This window comes from Paractinoplanes tereljensis (assembly GCF_016862435.1).
Lineage (GTDB): Bacteria > Actinomycetota > Actinomycetes > Mycobacteriales > Micromonosporaceae > Actinoplanes > Actinoplanes tereljensis.
Genome location: NZ_BOMY01000023.1, coordinates 37444 through 55861, shown reverse-complemented (window position 1 = coordinate 55861; position 18418 = coordinate 37444). Strand labels below are relative to the sequence as shown.

The following is an 18418-nucleotide window of genomic DNA, read 5'->3' as shown; positions in this document are numbered from 1 at the left end:
GTTCACCTGCGGCCGTGTTGCATGGTGCTCATGAAGACGACCCGTACCGTGCTGGCGGTTGGGTCTTTGGGGTTTTTTCTCATCACGCTCGACATCTCTATCGTCAACGTCGCGCTGCCCAACATCACCCGGGACCTTGGTGGCGGCGTCTCCGGCCAGCAGTGGACCATCGACGGCTACACCCTGCTGTTCGCCTCGCTGCTGCTGTTCGCCGGCAATCTCGCCGATCGGGTCGGTGCGAAAAAAGCCCTGATCCTGGGCATCGCCGTGTTCACCCTGGCATCGGCCGCGTGCGCGGCCGCCCCGGGCATCGGCGCGCTCGTCGCGGCCCGGTGCGTCCAGGGGGCCGGCGCCGCGGTCATGCTGCCCGCCTCGATGGCACTGATCCGCGAAGCCTTCCCGGACAGCGGCCGCCGCGCGCGGGCGCTCGGCGTGTGGGCCGTCGGCGGCGCGGTCGCCGCGCTGGTCGGCCAACCCCTGGGTGGACTGCTCACCACTCTCGACTGGCGGCTCGTGTTCGTCATCAACCTGCCGGTCGGCATCGGCATGACGCTGTTCCTGCTCACCGTGGCCCGTTCGCCGGTCCGCCCGGCCCGCTTCGACTGGGCCGGGCAGATCCTCGCCGTCGTCGCCCTGGCCGGACTCGTCTACGGCCTGATCGAGGGCGGCCACCTCGGCTTCACCTCGCCCGCTGTCGCCGCCACCCTGGTCATCGCCGCCGCCGCGATCGTCGCGTTCGTCGCCGTCCAGGCCCGCGTCGCCCACCCGATGATGCCGCTGCGCCTGTTCCGGTCGGCGGGCTTCCGGCTCGCGCTCGGCGTCGGGTTCGCCTTCATGGTCGGCAACTACGGCAACGTCTTCGTCACCAGCCTCTTCCTGCAGCAATACCTCGGCCTGTCCCCGCTGCACGCCGGGCTCGTCTACATCCCGTCGGCGCTCTTCGCCATCACCGGCAACCTCGTCAGCGGCCCGCTCACCAACCGGTTCGGTCCCCGGCTGCCGATCGTCGCCGGCCAGCAGATGATGGTGATCGGCCTGGCCACCCTCGTCGCGACCATCCACCTGAGGTCGGTGCCGCTCGTCGTGCTGTGCGTCATCCCGATCGGGGCCGGCGGTTCACTGGCCATGCCCGCCGTCACCGGAGTGGTCCTCGACGGCGTCGACCCGGATCAGGCCGGCACGGCCAGCGCTGTTTTCAACACGTTCCGCCAGGTCGGTGGGGCGGTCGCGATCGCCGTCTTCGGTTCCTTGATCGCCGGTTCGCCGGCCTTCCTGCCCGGCGCGCGGGCAAGCCTGGCCATCGCCGCCGCCCTCCTGCTGGCCACCGCCCTGGCCAGCAGGAGAGTGCGACGGCGGGCTACAGGTTGTTGATCCGGGCCAGCAGCTCTGCCTCGGTCAGGTTTTCCAGGACCGCGTCCTGCTTACGGCCCAGGACCGCGATCAGCTTTTCCTTCTCCAGCTTCTTGGCCGCCACTGCCTTCGCCGCCTGGTCCTCCGCGAGGCGGATGGCGATGACGTGCTTGACGACCTCCAGCTTGGTCTCCAAGGTTGCCTTGGCCGGGTTGGTCTCGGTGGCCACGAACGACTCGGTGTCGATGGCCTTGAGCTCGGCGTTGACGGCCTTGGCCACGTCATCGAGGCTGAAGCCGGACTTGGCGGTCAGCGGAAGCTCCCACAGCTGTTCCGTGGTCAGCTGGCCCTTGGTCGACGGGTAGCGGAACTTCTCCCGCGTGGCCGTTTCAAAAATGGTCACGGTGGCCTCTCTCGGGTATCTGGGATCTGGGTCGGGACATCAGAACTGGATGCTGAGCAGGCGGCGCCGGCCGCCGGTCATGGTCACCTTGGCGACCACCGAGCTGCGGACCGTGGAGCTGAAGCCGAGGCCGGACAGCTGATCCGGGGACGGCTCGCACTTGGTGCGGTCGCCGAGGACCTCGAACACCTTGCGATGCGGTTGCAGGTCGCGGCGGAGGAACTCGTTGTAGATCCCCCGGGCCGGCTGGTCGTTCACGCACCCCTTCAGCATGAAGAAGTAGTGGCGGTTGCCGACCTCGCTGTCGTCGAAGTAGCTCGGCGAGTACATGACGGTGGACACCGGCACGAACTGTTCGGTGGTGATGCCCCACAGGTCCTTGCCGGCGCTGCCCGCCTGCATGTCCTTACCGGGCCGGAAAGCGGTGATCACCTCGCCGGCGATCGTCATCCGGCCCACCTCGACGGTCTCCTTGTGGCCGACCGCCCGCTCGTGGCTGTAATGCTCGATCTTCCCGTCGCTCTCGGTCTCGATCACGAAGCCGACCGGGCTGCTGTCCCGCTTGTGGTACTGGTTCACCTCGATCCGGTACTCGCCGTCGGCGATGTTGCGGGTCCAGGTGACGTTCTCCACCGGCTCGCGGGAGAACGGCCCGCTCGCGTTCATGTCGACGTCCAGCTTGTTGCGCTTGTCCCGGTACCAGATGTGGTCGCCGTTGGGTTCGAACACGTGCAGGTCGAGGTCGTCGTGGTTGAACCAGGACAGGCTCACCCGCAGCTTGCCGGTAACGTTGCCGCCGGCCCGCTTGACCCTCTCCTTGATCGAGTCGGTGACGTTGCCGCCGTACGACCAGGCGAAATCGTTGTCCCAGGTGAACAGCCGCGGTGCGGCCGGGTGCCGGCCGGTGGTGAGGCTGACGAAGTGCGGTTCGTGGCGGTTGGCGACCCACAGGTCGATGCTCTCGGCGCCGGGCAGGATGTCTTTCAAGAAGGCGACCACGGGGATCTCCTGCGGCTTCGGGTCAGGAAGGCGCGCACTCGCCGCCTGCATGAGCAGCCCCTCGATGCCGTCCTTCATCCGCGACTGGGTGTCGTTGTCGACCCACAGCACGTTGTTGACCGACACGTCGGACAGCCGGGCGAACCGTCGCTGCAGCGACTCCTCGATGCCCAGCTCGTCGATGGTCTTCATGGCGGCCTTGACCATGGCCGGGGTGATCAGCGCGGTGGGGCGCTGGTAGTTCTGCGGTGCCACCTTCGTCTCGAACGACCGGACCGCCTGCTCCAGATCGACGCCCGCGGAGAGATCCTGGACGAGGGTGCCGATCACCGTGTTACGGAGCCGGGCCGCCGGGTTCATCGCGTTGGCGAACACGAAGGCCCGTCCGTCGGTCGCCTGCGTCCACCGGTTCTGCAGCGACCGGAACTCGGTCACCGCCCGGCTGTGCTCTGCGCCGCGGTAGAGGGCGTTGTCGTCGATGAGGTCGGCGACGGTGTCCAGAGCGGGCCGGCTCAGCTCGGCCAGGCCACGCTGGAACACCTGCACCGCGGCGTCGAAGGTGCCCCGGGCCGCACCGGCGTCCGTGCTGCGATGCTGCTTCTCCACCCGGCCGTACAGGTGGTTCCACACCTCGACCTGGCCGTCACGCAGTGCGCGGGTCGTCTTCGCCCCGTACTGCGCCTCGGCGGACCGGAAGATGCCGGACAGCGGCAGCGTGCCGACGAATTCGTCCATCGCGGCGGCGACAACGGAAAAGACCGGGTCAGAGGCCGAAACCCCGGACCAGAGCGTACGGATCTGAGCGTTGTGAATCTCGACGACGTTACCGAAGTGCTTGATGAACACGCGGCAGGTCGAGCAGTCGTACTCGGACCGCTCACGGAACCGGAGATTGGTGCCGGCCGGAAAGGAATCGAGAAAGGTGAGCCAGAGTGAATCCCGGTCGAGACCGTCGCCGACGACGAACAACTCGCCCTTGGACATCGCGGACAGACGGGTAGTCACGTCCGCCACGAACTTCTCGAAATCGCCCACCGTGTCATCCCCCTTGATCACCGAAGATCCTAGGGAGCGCACGCCATCGGAGAAACGTATTTCCGGCACCGCCGGGCGGCGGCTATGCGGACGGCGGCGGCTCCTGGAACAACGTGATCTGAAGCCCGGCGGGTGCCTCCAGCCGGGCGTTGAGCGAGCCCCATGGCGTGCGGGTCGGGGGCGCCAGCTGCGCGGCGCCGGCTGCCGTGGCCTCCGCGGTACGCGCGACGGCGTCGTCGACCTCGAACGCGACACGGATCCGCGGTGCCACCTGGCGGCCGACTTCCACCTCGTCGATCATCCGCTTCTGCGCCGGGTTGGCGATCTCCAGAGTCGCGCGTCCGGCGTCGAGGATCACGACTTCCGCGTCGCCGTCGCCCGCGAAAGCGGCCTGTTCGGGGAGCCCGAGCACATCTCGATAGAACGCCACCGCCTCGGCGAAGTCCTCCGCCTCGACAACGAGCCGGAGCTGCCTGACCTGCTTCCCGCGATCCATGTTGTCGGTCACCGGCCGACAGTAGACCGGCCGGGCTCCTCAGCTCTGACGCAGGTGGCGGCCCGCGAAGTCGTCGTCCTGGGTGAGCTCCACCGAGAGAGTCCGGGTGAGCCGGTCGATGGTGGTCGCGAGGGTGCTCAGGTCCTGCGGTGACCAGTCGCGGAAGGTCTGGCGCAGGGTTTCGACCCGGGCCTGGCGGACGGCCTCCACCCGGGTGCGGCCGGCGTCGGTGATGGTGATGTGCACGGTGCGGTGTTCGTCGGGGTGGCGGTCTCGGCGTACCAGGCCGGCGTCGGCCAGCGGGGCTACCCGGCGGGTGGCGGTGGACGGCGTGATGTCCAGCTGTTCGGCTATCTCGCCCATCGTCAGCGGGGTGCCGTCGGACAGGCGGGACAGGAGCAGGAAGGCCGTGCGGTCGAGCATCGGGCCGTCGCCGGCCTCGCCGCGGTGGAAGCGGTGGAACTCGCCGAGCCGGATGAGCCAGGCGATCGACTCCTGGATGCGGGCGAGCTCGGAGTCGACCGACGGCGAGGTTCCCATGCCCCCATCGTGCCCGACCGGGAGGCCAACCGGAAATCCAACCTAGCCCGCCTATTGAACTTGTAGGAAATGCTGGTAGCTTTCATTTGCACCACGCAAATGACTGCTTGAAGGGGAGTGACGTGACTCAGCAGACCGACCTGACTGATGTGCTGAGCGAGCTGGAGGCCGGCTCCGCCGAGCGCGAGTCCGCGGCCGAGCGGCCGCACGACGTGGTCGACCGGCTGCGTGGCACCGGCTTCCTGACGCTGCGGGTGCCGGGGGACCAAAGAACCAGTACACGCGCTAGGAGAGCTGTCCGGTGGCCCGCAGCAGCGCCCGGGTGAACCGGTTGAGACCGGCAGTGGGCAGTTCCGGCCGGGTGAACCAGCCCAGTTCGCCGATCTCCGTCAGGTCCGGGCGCGGCGATCCGCCGAGGACAACGGCCTGGTAGACGGCGGTGACATAGGCGACCCGGTCGCCGTTGGGGTAGGTCACCTCGTAGTCGGCGCCGCCGAGCACGTCAAGCAGCCGCAGCCGGCCGATGTGGAGGCCGGTCTCCTCCCGGATCTCCCGCACGGCCGCCTGAGCCGGGGATTCCCCGAGGTCGACCGCGCCGCCGGGCACCGCCCACTCATCCTGGTCCCCGACGTGACGCACCAGCAGCAGCCGCGCGCGATCGTCGACCACGACCACCGAGACGGACGGTAGTTGGATCAACTCGTGCCCGATCAAAGCCCGCAGCCGAGCCAAGTGTGCGGAGATACCCACGTCTACGGCTTGGCCTTCTGCGGGTGGATCGTCTCGTGGCGGGCCAGCATGGCGACGAACTCGGTGATTTTTCGTTCTCGGGTCTCCGCTCGTTTGACGCCGTTTACCCGGACGATGAGCGAGAACAGGTTGGCCTTGGTGAGGACGTCGAACATGGCCTGGGCGGCCGGGACGGCGGCGATCGCGGCGAGCAGGTCGGCCGGTGCCTCGGCCTCGGACGACGGGGCGTACGCGGCAGCCCACCGCCCGTCCGCTTTGGCGGCGTCCACTGCGGCGCGGCCCATGGGCTGCATCCGGCCCTCGGTTTCCAGCCGGGCCACGTGGCCGATGTTGCGTTGTGACCAGCTGCTGCGGGCTCGGCGCGGGGTGAACCGGATCCACGAGCTCTCCAGATCCCGCTTCCGGGCCTGCCCGTCGATCCAGCCGCAGCACAGAGCCTCGTCGACCGCCTGCTGCCAGGTCAGCGTGGTGACGGTGCCGCCTTTCCTGGTCAGGGCCAGCCAGACGCCGGGTGACGTGGTGTGGTTGTCCGACAACCACGCGCGCAGCGCCTCGGCGTCCGCGACGATCAACTCATCCAGCTCAGCGCTCCCCATCCCGGCAGGCTAACCGACGCGACGTGGCCGCAGCCTCTGCCGGTCGGCCAGGTGGGTGCCTGGCTACCGTGATCTGATGCGGCCTGATGCCACGAACGCCTCCCGCCTGACATACGCGGAGGTGGGCGCCACCCGTGCCGAGTCGTTGCCCGCGGGCTACGGCCACGTGCACCGTGACGTCAGCCTGGGAACCGGGCTGGACGTCTTCGAGCGTGCGGTCGCCGCGCTGTTCGACTGGCGCATGCACCAGGAGGCCGGGCTCACCGTGGTCAGGTCCGGCGGGAAGGCTGCACCGGGGATCGTCGTGGTCCTTCGGGCCGGCTTGGGTCCCGTGCATCTCACCATCCCGTGCCGGGTGGTCTACACCGTCGACGAGCCGGATCGGCGCGGATTCGCCTACGGGACCCTGCCCGGCCACCCGGAACGGGGCGAGGAAGCCTTTGTGGTCGTGAAGAGCGACACGGGCGACGTGCGAATCCAGATCCGGGCGTTCAGCCGCCCCGCGTCGCTGCTGGCGCGGCTCGGCGGACCGGTCAGCCGCATGATCCAGCAGTACGCGACCGACCGTTACGTCAGCGCTCTTCGGCGCCTCGCGAACTGATCGCGGCCGGCAGATGGGGGAGCAGGCGAGGATCCGCGGTCGCGAGAGCGCACAGCGCCTCGGCGATCAGCCCGGAGTCGGCCGATTCCGGCGGTGACTCCAGGATGTCGAGCAGTGGCTGCACCACCCGTTCGTCACCGCGGGTGGCCAGCCCGTGGATGGCCTCGACGCGGGTGTCGACGTCGTCGTCGTTGAGCCGGTCGGCGAGCGCGTCGCGCAGCCGGGGGGAGTCCTCGTCGGTCTGGCGTGCGAGGCCGAACGTGGCCCAGTCGCGGACCTGGGCGTCCTGGTCGGCGGAGAGCGTGATGAGGGTGTCGAGGGCGGCTGCTTCCGGGCGGCCGAGCAGGGCGAACGCCACGCCGTACCGAACCTCGGCGTCGGGGTGGGCACGCAGGCTGACCAGAGGTGCGAGGCTGCGCTCATCGCCGATGTGTCCGAAGCCGGTGGTGATCGAGTAGAGCACGTCCGGATGGGATTCTTCCCGCACCATGGTGAGGAGCAGGGCCAGGGAGCCCTCCCGGTACGGACCGGCGGCCGCGACCTGGCCCGGTGCGGCCCCGAGCTGGCTGACCACGTCGGCGGCCAGTCTGCGGCGTGCGGGCTCGGGGTGATCGGACCACCGGGCGGCCACCTCGAGAGCCTCCTGCCCGCCGTGGACGTGCAGGTGCGAGATCAGCTCCCACCGGCGTTCCTCGTCGCCTGCGGCGCCGGCCCGAAGCGCCTCGTCGAAGCCTTCGATCACGCTGCGTTCGGGCGTCGGCATAGCCGTCATCATGCCCGGCCCGGTGGTTGCGGCGCTTGAACCCGGGGTAACGCTTTCCGTATGACGGAGTACGGAATCCATGCCTCGCACGAGCAGATCCCGCCCGCCGACCTTCTTGCCGCGGTGGTTGCGGCTGAACGGCATGGCTTTGAGGCGGCCATGTGTTCGGACCACTTCTCGCCGTGGAGCAGCCGGCAGGGGGAGTCCGCGTTTGCCTGGTCCTGGCTGGGGGCGGCGCTGCAGGCCACCAACCTCTCGTTCGGGGTGGTCAACGCTCCGGGGCAGCGCTACCACCCGGCGATCGTCGCGCAGGCGATCGGGACCCTCGGTGCCATGTTCCCGGGGCGGTTCTGGGCGGCGCTGGGCAGCGGCGAATACAGCAACGAGCACATCACCGGGGGACCGTGGCCGCGCAAGGAGGTGCGGGAGGCGCGGCTGCTCGAGTCGGTGGAGGTGATCCGGGCGCTGCTGGCCGGTGACGAGGTCACCCGGGACGGGCTGGTCACGGTGGATCGGGCCCGGTTGTGGACCCGGCCGGCTGAGCCGCCGCCGCTGATCGGGGCGGCGGTCAGCACCAAGACCGCGGCCTGGTGTGCGGGGTGGGCCGATGGGCTGGTCACCGTCAACGCGCCGACCGAGCAGTTGCGGGCGATGATCGCTTCCTACCGGGACGCGGGTGGCCGGGGGCCGGTCTGCCTGCAGGTGCATCTGAGCTGGGCGCCGACCGAGGACGGGGCCGCGGCGATCGCCCACGACCAGTGGCGCAGCAACGTCTTCCGGCCGCCGGTCTGCTGGGACCTGGAGACGGTGGAGCAGTTCGACGTCATCAGCGAGGACGTGACGGTCGACCAGGTGCGCAAGGTGGTCAACGTTTCGGCCGACCTCGAGGCGCACACCGAGTGGCTGCGGGGGTATGCGTCGCTCGGTTTCGACCGGATCTATCTGCATCACGTCGGGCAGGATCTGATGCCGTTCATCGAGACCTTCGGCGCCAAGGTGCTGCCGGCCCTCCGTTAGCAGAAGCGCGGCAGGTGGTGGGCGAACTGGGCCTGCCAGGACGGCCAATCGTGCGGGACGTCGTGGCCCCAGAGATCTAGTTCGTGGCGGATGTCCTTGGCGGCCAGGAGGTCCGCCATCCGGCGGGTCGAGGCCAGGGAACCGGTGGTGTCCTCCCACTGACCCTGCCCGCAGACGAGCAGCAACGACAGCCGGGACCGCAGCCAGTCCAGGTGATCGCCGTGCAGGTTTCCGACGTACGCCATGGGGTTGTTGAAGTAAAGATTGTTGCCCTGTTCGCCCCAGCCGCGCCAGGTGGTGGGGTCGTAGTTGCCGGAGAAGCACAGTGCCAGCGGGAAGATGTCGGCCCGTTTGAAGGCGAAGTTGAGGGCGTGGAACGCGCCCATTGAGCAGCCGGCGGTCGCGATCTCGGCGGTGCCGCCGCTGTCCTCGCGGACGTGCGGGACCACGGCGTCGAGGATCCACGACTCGTACGCCCCGTGCCGGAGCGCGCGTTCCTCGAGGGGAAGGTCGGCGGCCGACCAGGTCCCGGCGTCGAACGAGTCGGCGCAGTAGAGCTTGACCTGGCCGGCCTCGATCAGGTCGGCAACGGCGGCCACCATGCCCTGGTCGGCGAACTCGCCCGGGTAACCGCCTTCGGTGGGGAACACCAGAACCGGGCGCCCGTAGTGCCCGTAGACGGCCACCGAGCCGCGGGCGCCCGACGGGGACCACAGATCTGCCGTGTAATGCCGCATCTCAGTTCACCGCGCGCAGCCCGAGCGGCGGGAAGACGAGCGAGCGCAGTGCGTTCTCAGTGTCGGCGCCGGCCGGGGTGATCACCGAGAGGCGCTGTTCGGAGCCGTCCTGCACGGCCAGCACGTCGTAACGCAGGGTCAGCACTCCGGCGGTCGGGTGCAGGAGGCGCTTGGTTCCGTTCGTACGCTCCTGCACGGTTTGGTCGTCCCACCAGGCGGCGAAGTCGGTGCTCTGCCGGCGCAGGCCGGCGATCAAGGTTTTCAGGCGGGGATCGTCGGGGTGCCGGGTCAGGTTGGCGCGCAGGTTGCCGACGTGCTCGCGGGCGATCCTGGTCCAGTCCAGCTGAAACGCGCGGGCGCCGGGATCGAGGAACAGCGGTTCCGCGGTGTTTGTCCCGATCGCGAAGCCGGGGCCGAACAGGGCCACCGCGGCCGCGTTGTGCGCGAGGACGTCGAACCGGAAGTCCAGGATCCAAGCCGGCGTTGTCGGCATGCTGTGCAGCAGGGTGCGCAAGGATGGGCTGGCCGGCGCCGGCACGTGCTGGCGCGGCGGGGCCTCGCCCCGGGCGATCAGGTGCAGGTGGTGGCGCTCCGCCTCGGTCAGCTTCAAGGCCTCGGCCACCGAATCAAGAACGGCCGCCCCCGGTACGCCGACCCGGCCCTGCTCCAGCCGGATGTACCAGTCGATGCTGACCGCGGCGAGTTGCGCGACCTCCTGGCGCCGCAGGCCCGGGGTCCGGCGCCGGCTCATCTCGGGCAGGCCGACGTCGTCCGGCTGCACGCGGGCCCGCATCGCACGCAGGAACGCGGACAGCTCGGGCCGGTTGGTGGCTCGGGGCGCTGGCACTACCCCAGTCTGCTCCGGCGCAGGGCGGTGCGTCGACGGCTGAGGGTGGTACTGCGGGCCCCAGGATGCCGAGGATCTCCCTGCCCGTTGCCGTAGGTCGCAGGGTTGTCACCATGACTGACAACGACAACAGCTTCCAGGTCACCAGTGCCGCGGCCGCCGACGGCGAGCCGCTGCCCCTGGCCCAGATGTCCGGGGCCTTCGGGATCCCGGGTGGCCAGGACGTCTCCCCGGATCTGACCTGGTCCGGCGCGCCGGAGGGCACCAAGAGCTTCGCGGTGACCGTCTTCGACGCCGACGCGCCGACGATGTCGGGCTTCTGGCACTGGGCCGTCGCCAACATCCCGGCCACCGCGACCGGGCTGCCCGCGGGGGCCGGATCCGGATCCGGGCTGCCGGCCGGAGCGATCCAGCTGCCGAACGACGCCCGCCTGCCGCAGTACATCGGCGCGGCCCCGCCGGCCGGCCACGGCCGGCACCGCTATTTCATCACCGTGTACGCCCTCGACGTCGAGGACATCGGCGTGCCGGCCGAGGGCACCCCGGCCTTCCTCGATTTCACGATGACCGGCCACACCCTGGCCCGAGTCACCATAGTGCCCACTGCCGAGACTCCTGCCGACTGACCGGGGGTCGGTCATCCGGCCGATGGCCGCGGCGATTACCCCGTACGAGCACCGGGGGCCTCAACGGGGAGGAACCTTCAGCGCGCGTACGAAACAGGTTCATTCTGGCGGGTGTCGCCGGGGTCGCGGGCGCGGCCTGGCTGGTGGTGCCGGTCCTGCTCACCTCGGCCTCGCCGTGCACCGCGCCGAGCACGCTGGCCTTCAACAGCGGCCGGATCCTCGCCGCCTGCCAGGCGCCCAACCACGGCCTCGCGCTGTCGGCGACCGACCTCAGCGTCACCGGCACGTTCGGCTCGAACGACCAGCCGCCGGTCGGCATCGCGGGCAGTGCCGAAGGCTCGACCGTGGCGGTCGCGACCACCACCAACTACGCGCCGACCGTCTGGGTCGACGCGGCCTACGGCTCGGCGTTGCGCAACCACCCGCTGCCGGCCGGTGAGACCATCGACTTCCGGGGTGTCGCGGTCAGCGGGGACGGCACCACGGCGTACGCCGTCTCGCACCTCTCGCACGCCTACACGGTTCACCTCCGGCCTGGCCCGGGCCGGCGCGACCGTGGTGGTCTCCCGCAAGTCCACCGCCGTACGGCTGGATCTGGACCGAAAGAACTACGCCTACGGTGACACCGCCCGGGCGACCATCCGGGTGGAGCACACCTCGGGCACGGTCTGCCTGGCCGGCAACCTCGGCCAGTCCACCTGCACCGAGACGAACAGGGCCGGGGTCGCCCACCTGACGTACGACCCGATGGAGCAGAACACGATCTTCACCGCGTCGTTCGCCGGCAACGGCACCTACGCCCCGGCGTCGACGCGGGTGTCGGTCACCACCTCCGCGCAGCTGCAGGAGTCGTTGCGGGGGCGCACGTTCACGGTCGTCGTCCAGCCCTACCGGCCCGGCGCGAAGGTGCAGTTCACCACGCAGGCCCTGGTGCGCGGAAAGTGGAACACGGTCGCGACCCGCACGGTGCGGCTCGACGGCAACAGCCAGGCCGGCACCACGGTCACCGGCCCGGCCGGGACGAACCGGATCCGGGCGTCGTTCATCGCCGACAGCACGAACACGGCCGCCGACGGCGCCTGGCTGTCGTTCACCGTCAACCGCTGAGCGCCCGTACGGTCCGAATGCCGCCGGCACCTGCATAAGCAAGCATCGATATTGACAAGCGCCTCTCCGTTCGATGTGATTTGGCCGTCACATGTAGTTACACGGGGAGAATGTGATGTCTGCTTACCGTCGTGCGCTGCTGCCTGCGCTCCTTCTACTGTCCACATTGGTCGGTCTGCCGTCCGGCCCGGCCGCGGCGGCACCGCCCGCCAAACCCGCCTGCGTCGCCGAGCAGTCCAACGAGGCCGCCGCGACGGCGATGACCCGGACCTGCGGGGCGCGGGTGGAGAACCTCGCCGAACGGTCGGAGGTCTCCGAGACCTACGTCAACCCGGACGGCACCCGCACCGTCGAGCAGTCGATCGAGCCGGTCCGGGTCAAGCATGGCGCCGGCTGGGTGCCGATCGACACCACCCTGACGAAGAGCGCGGCCGGGATCGAACCGCGGGCCTCGGCGCTGCCGATGACCCTCTCGGCCGGTGGCGCCGGTCCGCTGGCCCGGTTGCGGGACGGCTCCAACGAGATCAGCTTCTCCTGGCCGGGCACCCTGCCGAAGCCGGTGCTGCGCGGCAGCATCGCGCTCTACCAGGACGTGTACCCGGGCGTGGACCTGCAGGTGACCGCCGACTCGCTCGGCTTCTCCGAGCTGCTCATCGTGCGCGACCGCACCGCGGCCGCCGATCCCCGGCTCAAGACGGTGAAGTTCGGCCTCGCGACCAAGGGCGTGACCGTCAAGGCCACCGCCCAGGGCGGCCTGATCGCCCGGGACCGGGCCGGCAAGCCGGTGTTCACCTCGGCCGCACCACTGATGTGGGACGCCTCGCTGGAGGACAACGGCGACGACGGCAAGGCCACCCCGGCGCCGGCGAAGAAGGCGAAGCCGTCGAAGACGACCGACGCGGTCGCGGCGACCGGCAAGCGCTCGGTCATGCCGGTGACCGTCGCCAACGGCACCCTGAGCCTGCGCCCGGACGCCAAGCTGCTGGCCGACCCGGGCACCAAGTTCCCGGTCTACATCGACCCGTCGGTCACCGGCGCGATCTCCGGCGGCGCCTGGACGACCGTCTGGAGCAAGTACAAGACCAGCTCGTTCTGGAAGAACGCGTCGGCGCTGAACAACGGATCGACCTACGGGTCGGCCGGTGCGGGCCGCACCGAGGACTGCTCGGGTTGCTCGGACTACATCATCCGATCGTTCTTCTCGATGGACGTCAGCAAGGTCAAGTCCAAGCAGATTCTCTCCGCGACGTTCCGGATCGAGCAGCGGCATGCCTGGACGTGCAGCCCGAAGTCCAACGCCAAGATCTGGATGACCAGCGGCATCTCGGCCAGCGTGACGTGGAACAACCAGCCGACCTGGTACAGCGGGTACACGGCGCAGACCGCGGCCAACCGCAAGATCGGCGCGGTCCACGGGTGTGCCGGTACCGGCACGATCGAGTTCAACGCGACCGCGATGGTGGCGCACGCGGCGGCCAGCAACTGGTCCTCGCTCACCCTGGGGCTGCGGGCGATCGACGAGAGCACGAAGAACCAGTGGAAGCGGTTCAACCACGCGTCGCCGAAGCTGGCCATCACCTACAACACCGCGCCGTCGGCGCCGAGCGAGCGGAACTCCGACGCCAAGGGGTGCGCGATCAACTCCGCCCGGCCGTACGTGCGGACGCTGACCCCGACGCTGGCTGCCAAGCAGACCGACCCGGACAACGACCAGGGCCTGACCACCTCGTTCTACTGGTGGGAGTCGGGCGGTGCGCGCAGCGAATCGAACAAGGTGTCCCAGTCGGCCGGCAACAAGACCATCGTGTCCAAGCCCGTTCCGGCTGGCAAGCTGACCGACGGCAAGACGTACGGGTGGCAGGCGCGCACCAACGACGCACACGCCACCGGCGCGTTCTCCGCGTCGTGTGAGTTCACCGTCGACGTGACCGCGCCCACCGCCCCATCGGTGACCTCCACCGACTACCCGGCGGCCACCCCGTCCGGCGGGGTCGGTCTGTCCGGCCAGTTCACCTTCGTACCGCCGTCGAGCGGCGCCGCCGACCTGGCCGGTTACGCCTGGACCCTGGACGGGGGCCTGCAGGGTTCGGCCGCCACCCAGGTCGCCGCGAGCCCCGGGCAGAGCGTGAGTGTTCCGTACGTCCCGCTGCGGGACGGCGTCTACACGATGCGGGTGTGGACCAAGGACAAGGCGGGCTGGTACTCCGCGGCCCCGTCCTCGTACTCCTTCACGGTGAAGGGCGGCACCGGCCCGGCCGCGCAGTGGGCGTTCGACGACACCGGCAGCACCAGTGCCGACGACTCCGGCCACAGCAACACGCTCACTCTCTCGACCGGCGCCACCCGGACCACCGGCCGCGGCGGAACCGGCTCGGCGCTTGCCCTCAACGGCTCGTCGGGGGCCGCCACGCTGAGCGGTGCGCTCACCGCCCCGCACCCGACCACCGGCGTCGCCACCCCGGTGAACACCACCACCAGCTTCACCGTCTCGGCCCGGGTTCGGCTCACCGCGACCGGCGGTTCCGGCGTGCCCACCGCGGTGTCCGCCTTCGGCACCCGCAGCAGCGCCTACACGCTGGGCTACTCCGCCACCGACAACAAGTGGCGGTTCGCGATGGCCGGCTCCGACGCCGACAACCCGACGGCCTACGCGGTGCTGTCCAACTCCGCGCCGACGGCCGGCAAATGGACGTCGCTGGCCGGCGTCTACGACGCCGCCACCAAGAAGCTGACGCTGTACGTCGACGGTGTGGCCCAGACCGCCACCGCCACGCTGACCGGCGGCTTCAACGCGACCACCGGCTTCGCGGTGGGCAAGCGGCGCTGGAACGGCGTGGACGACGGTTTCCTCAACGGCGCGGTGGACGACGTCCGGTTCTACAGCTTCGTCCCGGCCGCCGCCGAGTTCACCGCGCTGGCGACGCCGGTGACGCCCCTGGTGACCCTGCCGGGTGGCGGCTCGGTGCTGGTCGGCGCGGCCGCCACCGCGGTGATCGGCTCCGGTAGCGACACCAACGTCGTGTCCTACAAGTACAGCGTCAACTCGGTCGCGCTGAACCTGACCGCGACCCCATCGGCGGCCGGTGGCTCGGTCACCATCACGCTGAACACCGCCACGGCCGGCACGGTCACCGTGTACGCGGTCGCGGTCGACTCGGCCGGCCGGGTCTCGCCGGAGAAGGGCCAGGTCCAGCTGTCGGTGACGCAGCCGGCCACGCTCACCGGTTACGTGACGGACGCCGACTTCACCCCGCTGTCCGGGGCGGTCGTCACCCTTACCCCCGGCGGCGCGAGCACGACGACGAATGCCGACGGGGCGTACACGGTGGCCGGGTTCGCTTCCGGCACGTACACCGTCACCGGAACGTACGGCGGGCCGTGCGGACTGACGTCGGTCGCCGGGAACCAGGAGATCGTCGGCGACTCCTACCTCGACCTGGTGCTGACGCCGGTCGCCGACGGACTCGGCTACACCTGTGGCACCGCGGCGCAGACGTTCAGCCCGGCCGACCAGAGTGTGGTGGCGCTGACCGGCGATGACGCGGTGGCCACGGTGACGCTGCCGTTCGCGTTCCCGTTCTACGGGCAGGCGTACCGGTCGGCCTGGGTGGACACCAACGGCATCGTCTCGTTCACCGATCCGGGCGGCTCGCACGCCTACGACGGCACCACCCTGCCGTCGGCCACCAACCCGAACGCGATGGTCGCGCCGTACTGGGACAACCTGGTGGTCGACTCGTCGGCCAGCGTCCGGACCGCCTCGGCCGGCAGCGGCAGCACCGCGACGTTCGCGATCGAGTGGCGCAACGTGCAGCGCAAGGCGGACACCTCGCAGCGGGTGACGTTCTCGGCCGTGTTCACCGCGGACGGCACGGTGACCACCAACTACTCCGGGCTGGACACCACCGCGGAGAAGGGCGCCGCGGCCGCGGTCGGCATCGCCGCCCCGGCCGCCGAGGTCGGCCTGACCTACTCACGCAACACGGCTTCGCTGGCCAACGGGCAGGCGGTCGTCTTCACCTACCCGGAGGGCAGCGGTGCGCTGGAGGTGCACTCGCTGTCCGGCAAGGTCCTCGACACGTCGGGCAACGGCATCTCCGGGGCCAAGGTGACGCTGGACCCGGGCACGTTGACGGCCACCACGTCGTCCGACGGCACCTACCGCTTCGACGGGCTGGTGGCCGACACGTACACGGTCTACTCGGCGCAGAACCAGAAGTGCCCGCAGGTGGCGCAGGAGATCGTCGAACTGACCGCGGACACGGTGCGCAATCTCCAGCGGGGCTTGGACTACGGCGGCATGGGGTACGCCTGTGCCCAGGTCACTGGCACCTTCACGGCGGCCGCCAACGTGCTGGCGCTGACCGGCGACGAGGCCACGGCCGGGGTCACCTTCCCGTTCGCGTTCCAGTTCCACGGCCAGGCGTACACCTCGGCCACGGTCAGCACCAACGGCTTCCTTACCTTCGGCACCGCGCTGGGCACCGACAACTACGTCAACCCGGCGATGCCGACGGCGGCCGCACCCAACGCGGTGGTCGCGCCGTTCTGGGACGACCTGCAGATCGACGCCTCGGCGAGCGTGCGGACCGACACCATCGGCGCCGCACCCAACCGCAAATACATCATCGAGTGGCGCAACGCCCTGTTCCGCCCGAGCGGCCCGGACCGGATCACGTTCGAGGCGGTGTTCAGCGAGACGACCAACCAGATCGCCTTCAACTACGGCACCCTGAGCACCACGCTGCAGCAGGGCGCGGGCGCGACGATCGGCATCGAGAACGCGTCCGGCACGGTGGCCACGTTGTTCTCCTTCCAGGAGGCGCGGGTCAACTCGGCCGGCACGATCACCTTCACCCCGCGCGCGGCCGGCACGATCAGTGGCAGCAGCAGTGTGGCGGTCACCGGGGCCGCAGCGGCGGGGCTGACGGTCACCCTCAATCCGGGCGGCCGCACCACGGTGACCGACTCGAGTGGCAACTACGCGTTCACCGGCGTGCCGATCGGCGAGTATACGGTGCAGGTCGCCACCGGCAGCAGCAGTTGTCCCGGGCGCTACGCCAAGCAGATCGTCAACTTCCCGGGCAGCACCATGGACGTGGACCTGTCGGTGATGACGGCCGGTGACGAGTTCGGCTACAACTGCACCGCCGGCACCACGACGTTCGTCCCGGGCACGGTCACCGAGGACTGGACCGGCGACGAGGCGACCTGGCAGAAGAACCCACCCTTCCCGATCAAGCTGTACGGCGAGGCGTACACGTCGGCGTGGATCAACTCCAACGGCCTGCTCGCGTTCAAGGACCCGATGTACTTCGGGTGGATCAGCCCGAACAACAACGAGCTGCCCACCCCGACGGCCGAGGGCCAGCCGGACGCCGCGGTCTACCCGCACTGGTACGACTGGGCCCTCGACAGCAGCTCACACATCGCCACCACGACGACCGGCACCGCACCGAACCGCAAGTGGGTCGTCGAGTGGCGCAACGTCTACCGCTCCGGGGACACCGCCACCCGGGCGACCTTCGAGACTATTTTCGCCGAGGACGGCACGATCACCTTCGCGTACGGGTCGATCCCGTCCGCGAGCCTGCCGGCGCGGGGGTCCAGTGCCACGGTCGGTATCGAGAACGCGTCCGGCACGATCGGTTTCCAGTACCTGTACGACGAGGCGCTGCTGGAGACCGGTAAGGGTGTGACGTTCACGCCGTCCCCGCCGGGTGCGGGCAGCATCACCGGCACGGTGTCGTGTCAGGGCGTGACGGTGTCCGGGGCCACGGTGGCGGTGGCCGGTCAGAGCACGGTCTCCGGCGCGGACGGGACGTACCGGGTCGACAACGTCCCGGCCGGCACCTACGCGGTGATCGCGACCCGGGACGGCACCTGTGTCGGTTCCACGGTGGATGACGTGACGGTCGGGACCGGGACGGTCGTGACCGCTGACTTCGCCGGGGTCACCACCCCGGCCGGGGCCGGCTACCGGCTGACCGAGCAACCGGTCACCTACACCCCGGCCGACACCACGGTTCTGCCGGTCACCGGTGACGAGTCGTACAAACCGGTCACCCTGCCGTTCCCGGTCACCCTCTACGGCCAGACCTACAACGTCGGGTACGTCGACAGCAACGGCCTGGTCACCTTCGAGGACCCGGGTACACCCAACTCGGATGCGTGGCCGATCCCGTCGCCGCGCTTCCCGGAGGAACCCAACGCCGCGGTCTACCCGTTCTGGCACGACTGGGTGGTCGACAGCAGCGCCAGCGTCCGCACCACGACCCGCGGCACCGCCCCGAACCGGCAGTACGTGGTCGAGTGGCGCAACGTCTCCTCCTACGAGGATCCGACCACCCGCAGCACGTTCCAGGTCATCTTCGACGAGGCCGGCGGCTACTCGTTCGCCTACCCCGCCATCGACGGCACGTTCCTGACCAAGGGCGGCGGCGCCACCATCGGCATCGAGAACGCCGACGGCACCTGGGCGCTGCAGTACACGTACCGCCAACCGGTTCTCCGGCCGGGTATCGGCCTGCGCTTCGACGCCCCGCAGTGAC

The 18418-nt window shown here is 69.8% G+C and carries 17 protein-coding genes; 8 read left to right on the top strand and 9 right to left on the bottom strand.

The window, feature by feature from the left end; all coding sequences use genetic code 11:
* The first annotated feature begins 30 nt into the window (after window positions 1–30).
* Entirely contained in the window at window positions 31–1371 is a 1341-nt protein-coding gene (locus Ate02nite_RS18105) for an MFS transporter (protein WP_239147498.1), read from the top strand.
* Here the strand turns inward: Ate02nite_RS18105 and Ate02nite_RS18100 are convergent.
* From Ate02nite_RS18100 to Ate02nite_RS18085, 4 genes are all read right to left on the bottom strand, one after another.
* Window positions 1358–1753 carry a hypothetical protein gene (locus Ate02nite_RS18100; protein WP_203806974.1) on the bottom strand — a complete coding sequence of 132 codons (396 nt, stop codon included), beginning with the start codon at window positions 1751–1753 and terminating at the stop codon, window positions 1358–1360. The two genes, Ate02nite_RS18105 and Ate02nite_RS18100, sit on opposite strands and share 14 nt — an antisense overlap.
* 39 nt (window positions 1754–1792) lie before the next feature.
* Window positions 1793–3787 carry a DUF8224 domain-containing phage-derived protein gene (locus tag Ate02nite_RS18095; protein ID WP_203807088.1) on the bottom strand — a complete coding sequence of 665 codons (1995 nt, stop codon included), beginning with the start codon at window positions 3785–3787 and terminating at the stop codon, window positions 1793–1795.
* An 82-nt stretch (window positions 3788–3869) separates the two neighbouring features.
* The gene (locus Ate02nite_RS18090; protein WP_239147497.1) at window positions 3870–4295 is read right to left on the bottom strand and encodes a VOC family protein; all 426 of its coding nucleotides are present in this window, start codon (window positions 4293–4295) and stop codon (window positions 3870–3872) included.
* Window positions 4296–4322: 27 nt separating this feature from the next.
* Complete coding sequence (locus Ate02nite_RS18085; protein WP_203806972.1) at window positions 4323–4823, bottom strand: MarR family winged helix-turn-helix transcriptional regulator; 501 nt, start codon at window positions 4821–4823, stop codon at window positions 4323–4325.
* Between the two features lie 122 nt (window positions 4824–4945).
* Between Ate02nite_RS18085 and Ate02nite_RS18080 the strand changes: the two genes are divergently transcribed.
* Complete coding sequence (locus Ate02nite_RS18080) at window positions 4946–5149, top strand: hypothetical protein (RefSeq protein WP_203806970.1); 204 nt, start codon at window positions 4946–4948, stop codon at window positions 5147–5149.
* Here Ate02nite_RS18080 and Ate02nite_RS18075 read toward each other — a convergent pair.
* Window positions 5109–5573, bottom strand: coding sequence for an NUDIX domain-containing protein (locus tag Ate02nite_RS18075; RefSeq protein ID WP_203806968.1), 465 nt, complete (start codon window positions 5571–5573; stop codon window positions 5109–5111). The two genes, Ate02nite_RS18080 and Ate02nite_RS18075, sit on opposite strands and share 41 nt — an antisense overlap.
* Window positions 5574–5575: 2 nt before the next feature.
* Window positions 5576–6169, bottom strand: a complete 594-nt coding sequence (locus tag Ate02nite_RS18070) for a YdeI/OmpD-associated family protein (protein ID WP_203806966.1) — start codon at window positions 6167–6169, stop codon at window positions 5576–5578.
* A 76-nt stretch (window positions 6170–6245) separates the two neighbouring features.
* On the opposite strand from Ate02nite_RS18070, the gene Ate02nite_RS18065 reads away from it, so the two are divergent.
* On the top strand, window positions 6246–6770 hold the full coding sequence (locus tag Ate02nite_RS18065) for a DUF1990 domain-containing protein (RefSeq protein ID WP_203806964.1): 525 nt from the start codon (window positions 6246–6248) through the stop codon (window positions 6768–6770).
* Here the strand turns inward: Ate02nite_RS18065 and Ate02nite_RS18060 are convergent.
* Entirely contained in the window at window positions 6742–7533 is a 792-nt protein-coding gene (locus Ate02nite_RS18060) for a HEAT repeat domain-containing protein (RefSeq protein WP_203806962.1), read from the bottom strand. The genes Ate02nite_RS18065 and Ate02nite_RS18060 overlap by 29 nt on opposite strands.
* A 60-nt stretch (window positions 7534–7593) precedes the next feature.
* Here Ate02nite_RS18060 and Ate02nite_RS18055 point away from each other — a divergent pair, with 60 nt between their 5' ends.
* On the top strand, window positions 7594–8550 hold the full coding sequence (locus tag Ate02nite_RS18055; RefSeq protein ID WP_203806960.1) for a TIGR03885 family FMN-dependent LLM class oxidoreductase: 957 nt from the start codon (window positions 7594–7596) through the stop codon (window positions 8548–8550).
* Here Ate02nite_RS18055 and Ate02nite_RS18050 read toward each other — a convergent pair.
* Entirely contained in the window at window positions 8547–9287 is a 741-nt protein-coding gene (locus Ate02nite_RS18050; protein ID WP_203806958.1) for an esterase family protein, read from the bottom strand. The two genes, Ate02nite_RS18055 and Ate02nite_RS18050, sit on opposite strands and share 4 nt — an antisense overlap.
* A gap of 1 nt (window position 9288) precedes the next feature.
* Window positions 9289–10134 (bottom strand): helix-turn-helix transcriptional regulator, encoded by an 846-nt coding sequence (locus Ate02nite_RS18045; RefSeq protein WP_203806956.1) that lies wholly within the window; start codon window positions 10132–10134, stop codon window positions 9289–9291.
* 113 nt (window positions 10135–10247) lie between these two features.
* On the opposite strand from Ate02nite_RS18045, the gene Ate02nite_RS18040 reads away from it, so the two are divergent.
* The 4 genes from Ate02nite_RS18040 (at window position 10248) to Ate02nite_RS18025 (ending at window position 18417) form a co-directional block, all read left to right on the top strand.
* A complete protein-coding gene (locus Ate02nite_RS18040) occupies window positions 10248–10760 on the top strand; it encodes a YbhB/YbcL family Raf kinase inhibitor-like protein (RefSeq protein ID WP_203806954.1) in 513 nt (170 codons plus the stop codon).
* A 143-nt stretch (window positions 10761–10903) separates the two neighbouring features.
* A complete protein-coding gene (locus Ate02nite_RS18035; RefSeq protein WP_203806952.1) occupies window positions 10904–11383 on the top strand; it encodes a hypothetical protein in 480 nt (159 codons plus the stop codon).
* Window positions 11316–11867, top strand: a complete 552-nt coding sequence (locus Ate02nite_RS18030; protein WP_203806950.1) for a hypothetical protein — start codon at window positions 11316–11318, stop codon at window positions 11865–11867. Before Ate02nite_RS18035 ends, Ate02nite_RS18030 begins: the two co-directional genes overlap by 68 nt.
* A 115-nt stretch (window positions 11868–11982) precedes the next feature.
* Window positions 11983–18417, top strand: coding sequence for an NIDO-like domain-containing protein (locus Ate02nite_RS18025; RefSeq protein ID WP_203806948.1), 6435 nt, complete (start codon window positions 11983–11985; stop codon window positions 18415–18417).
* Window position 18418 lies beyond the last annotated feature (1 nt).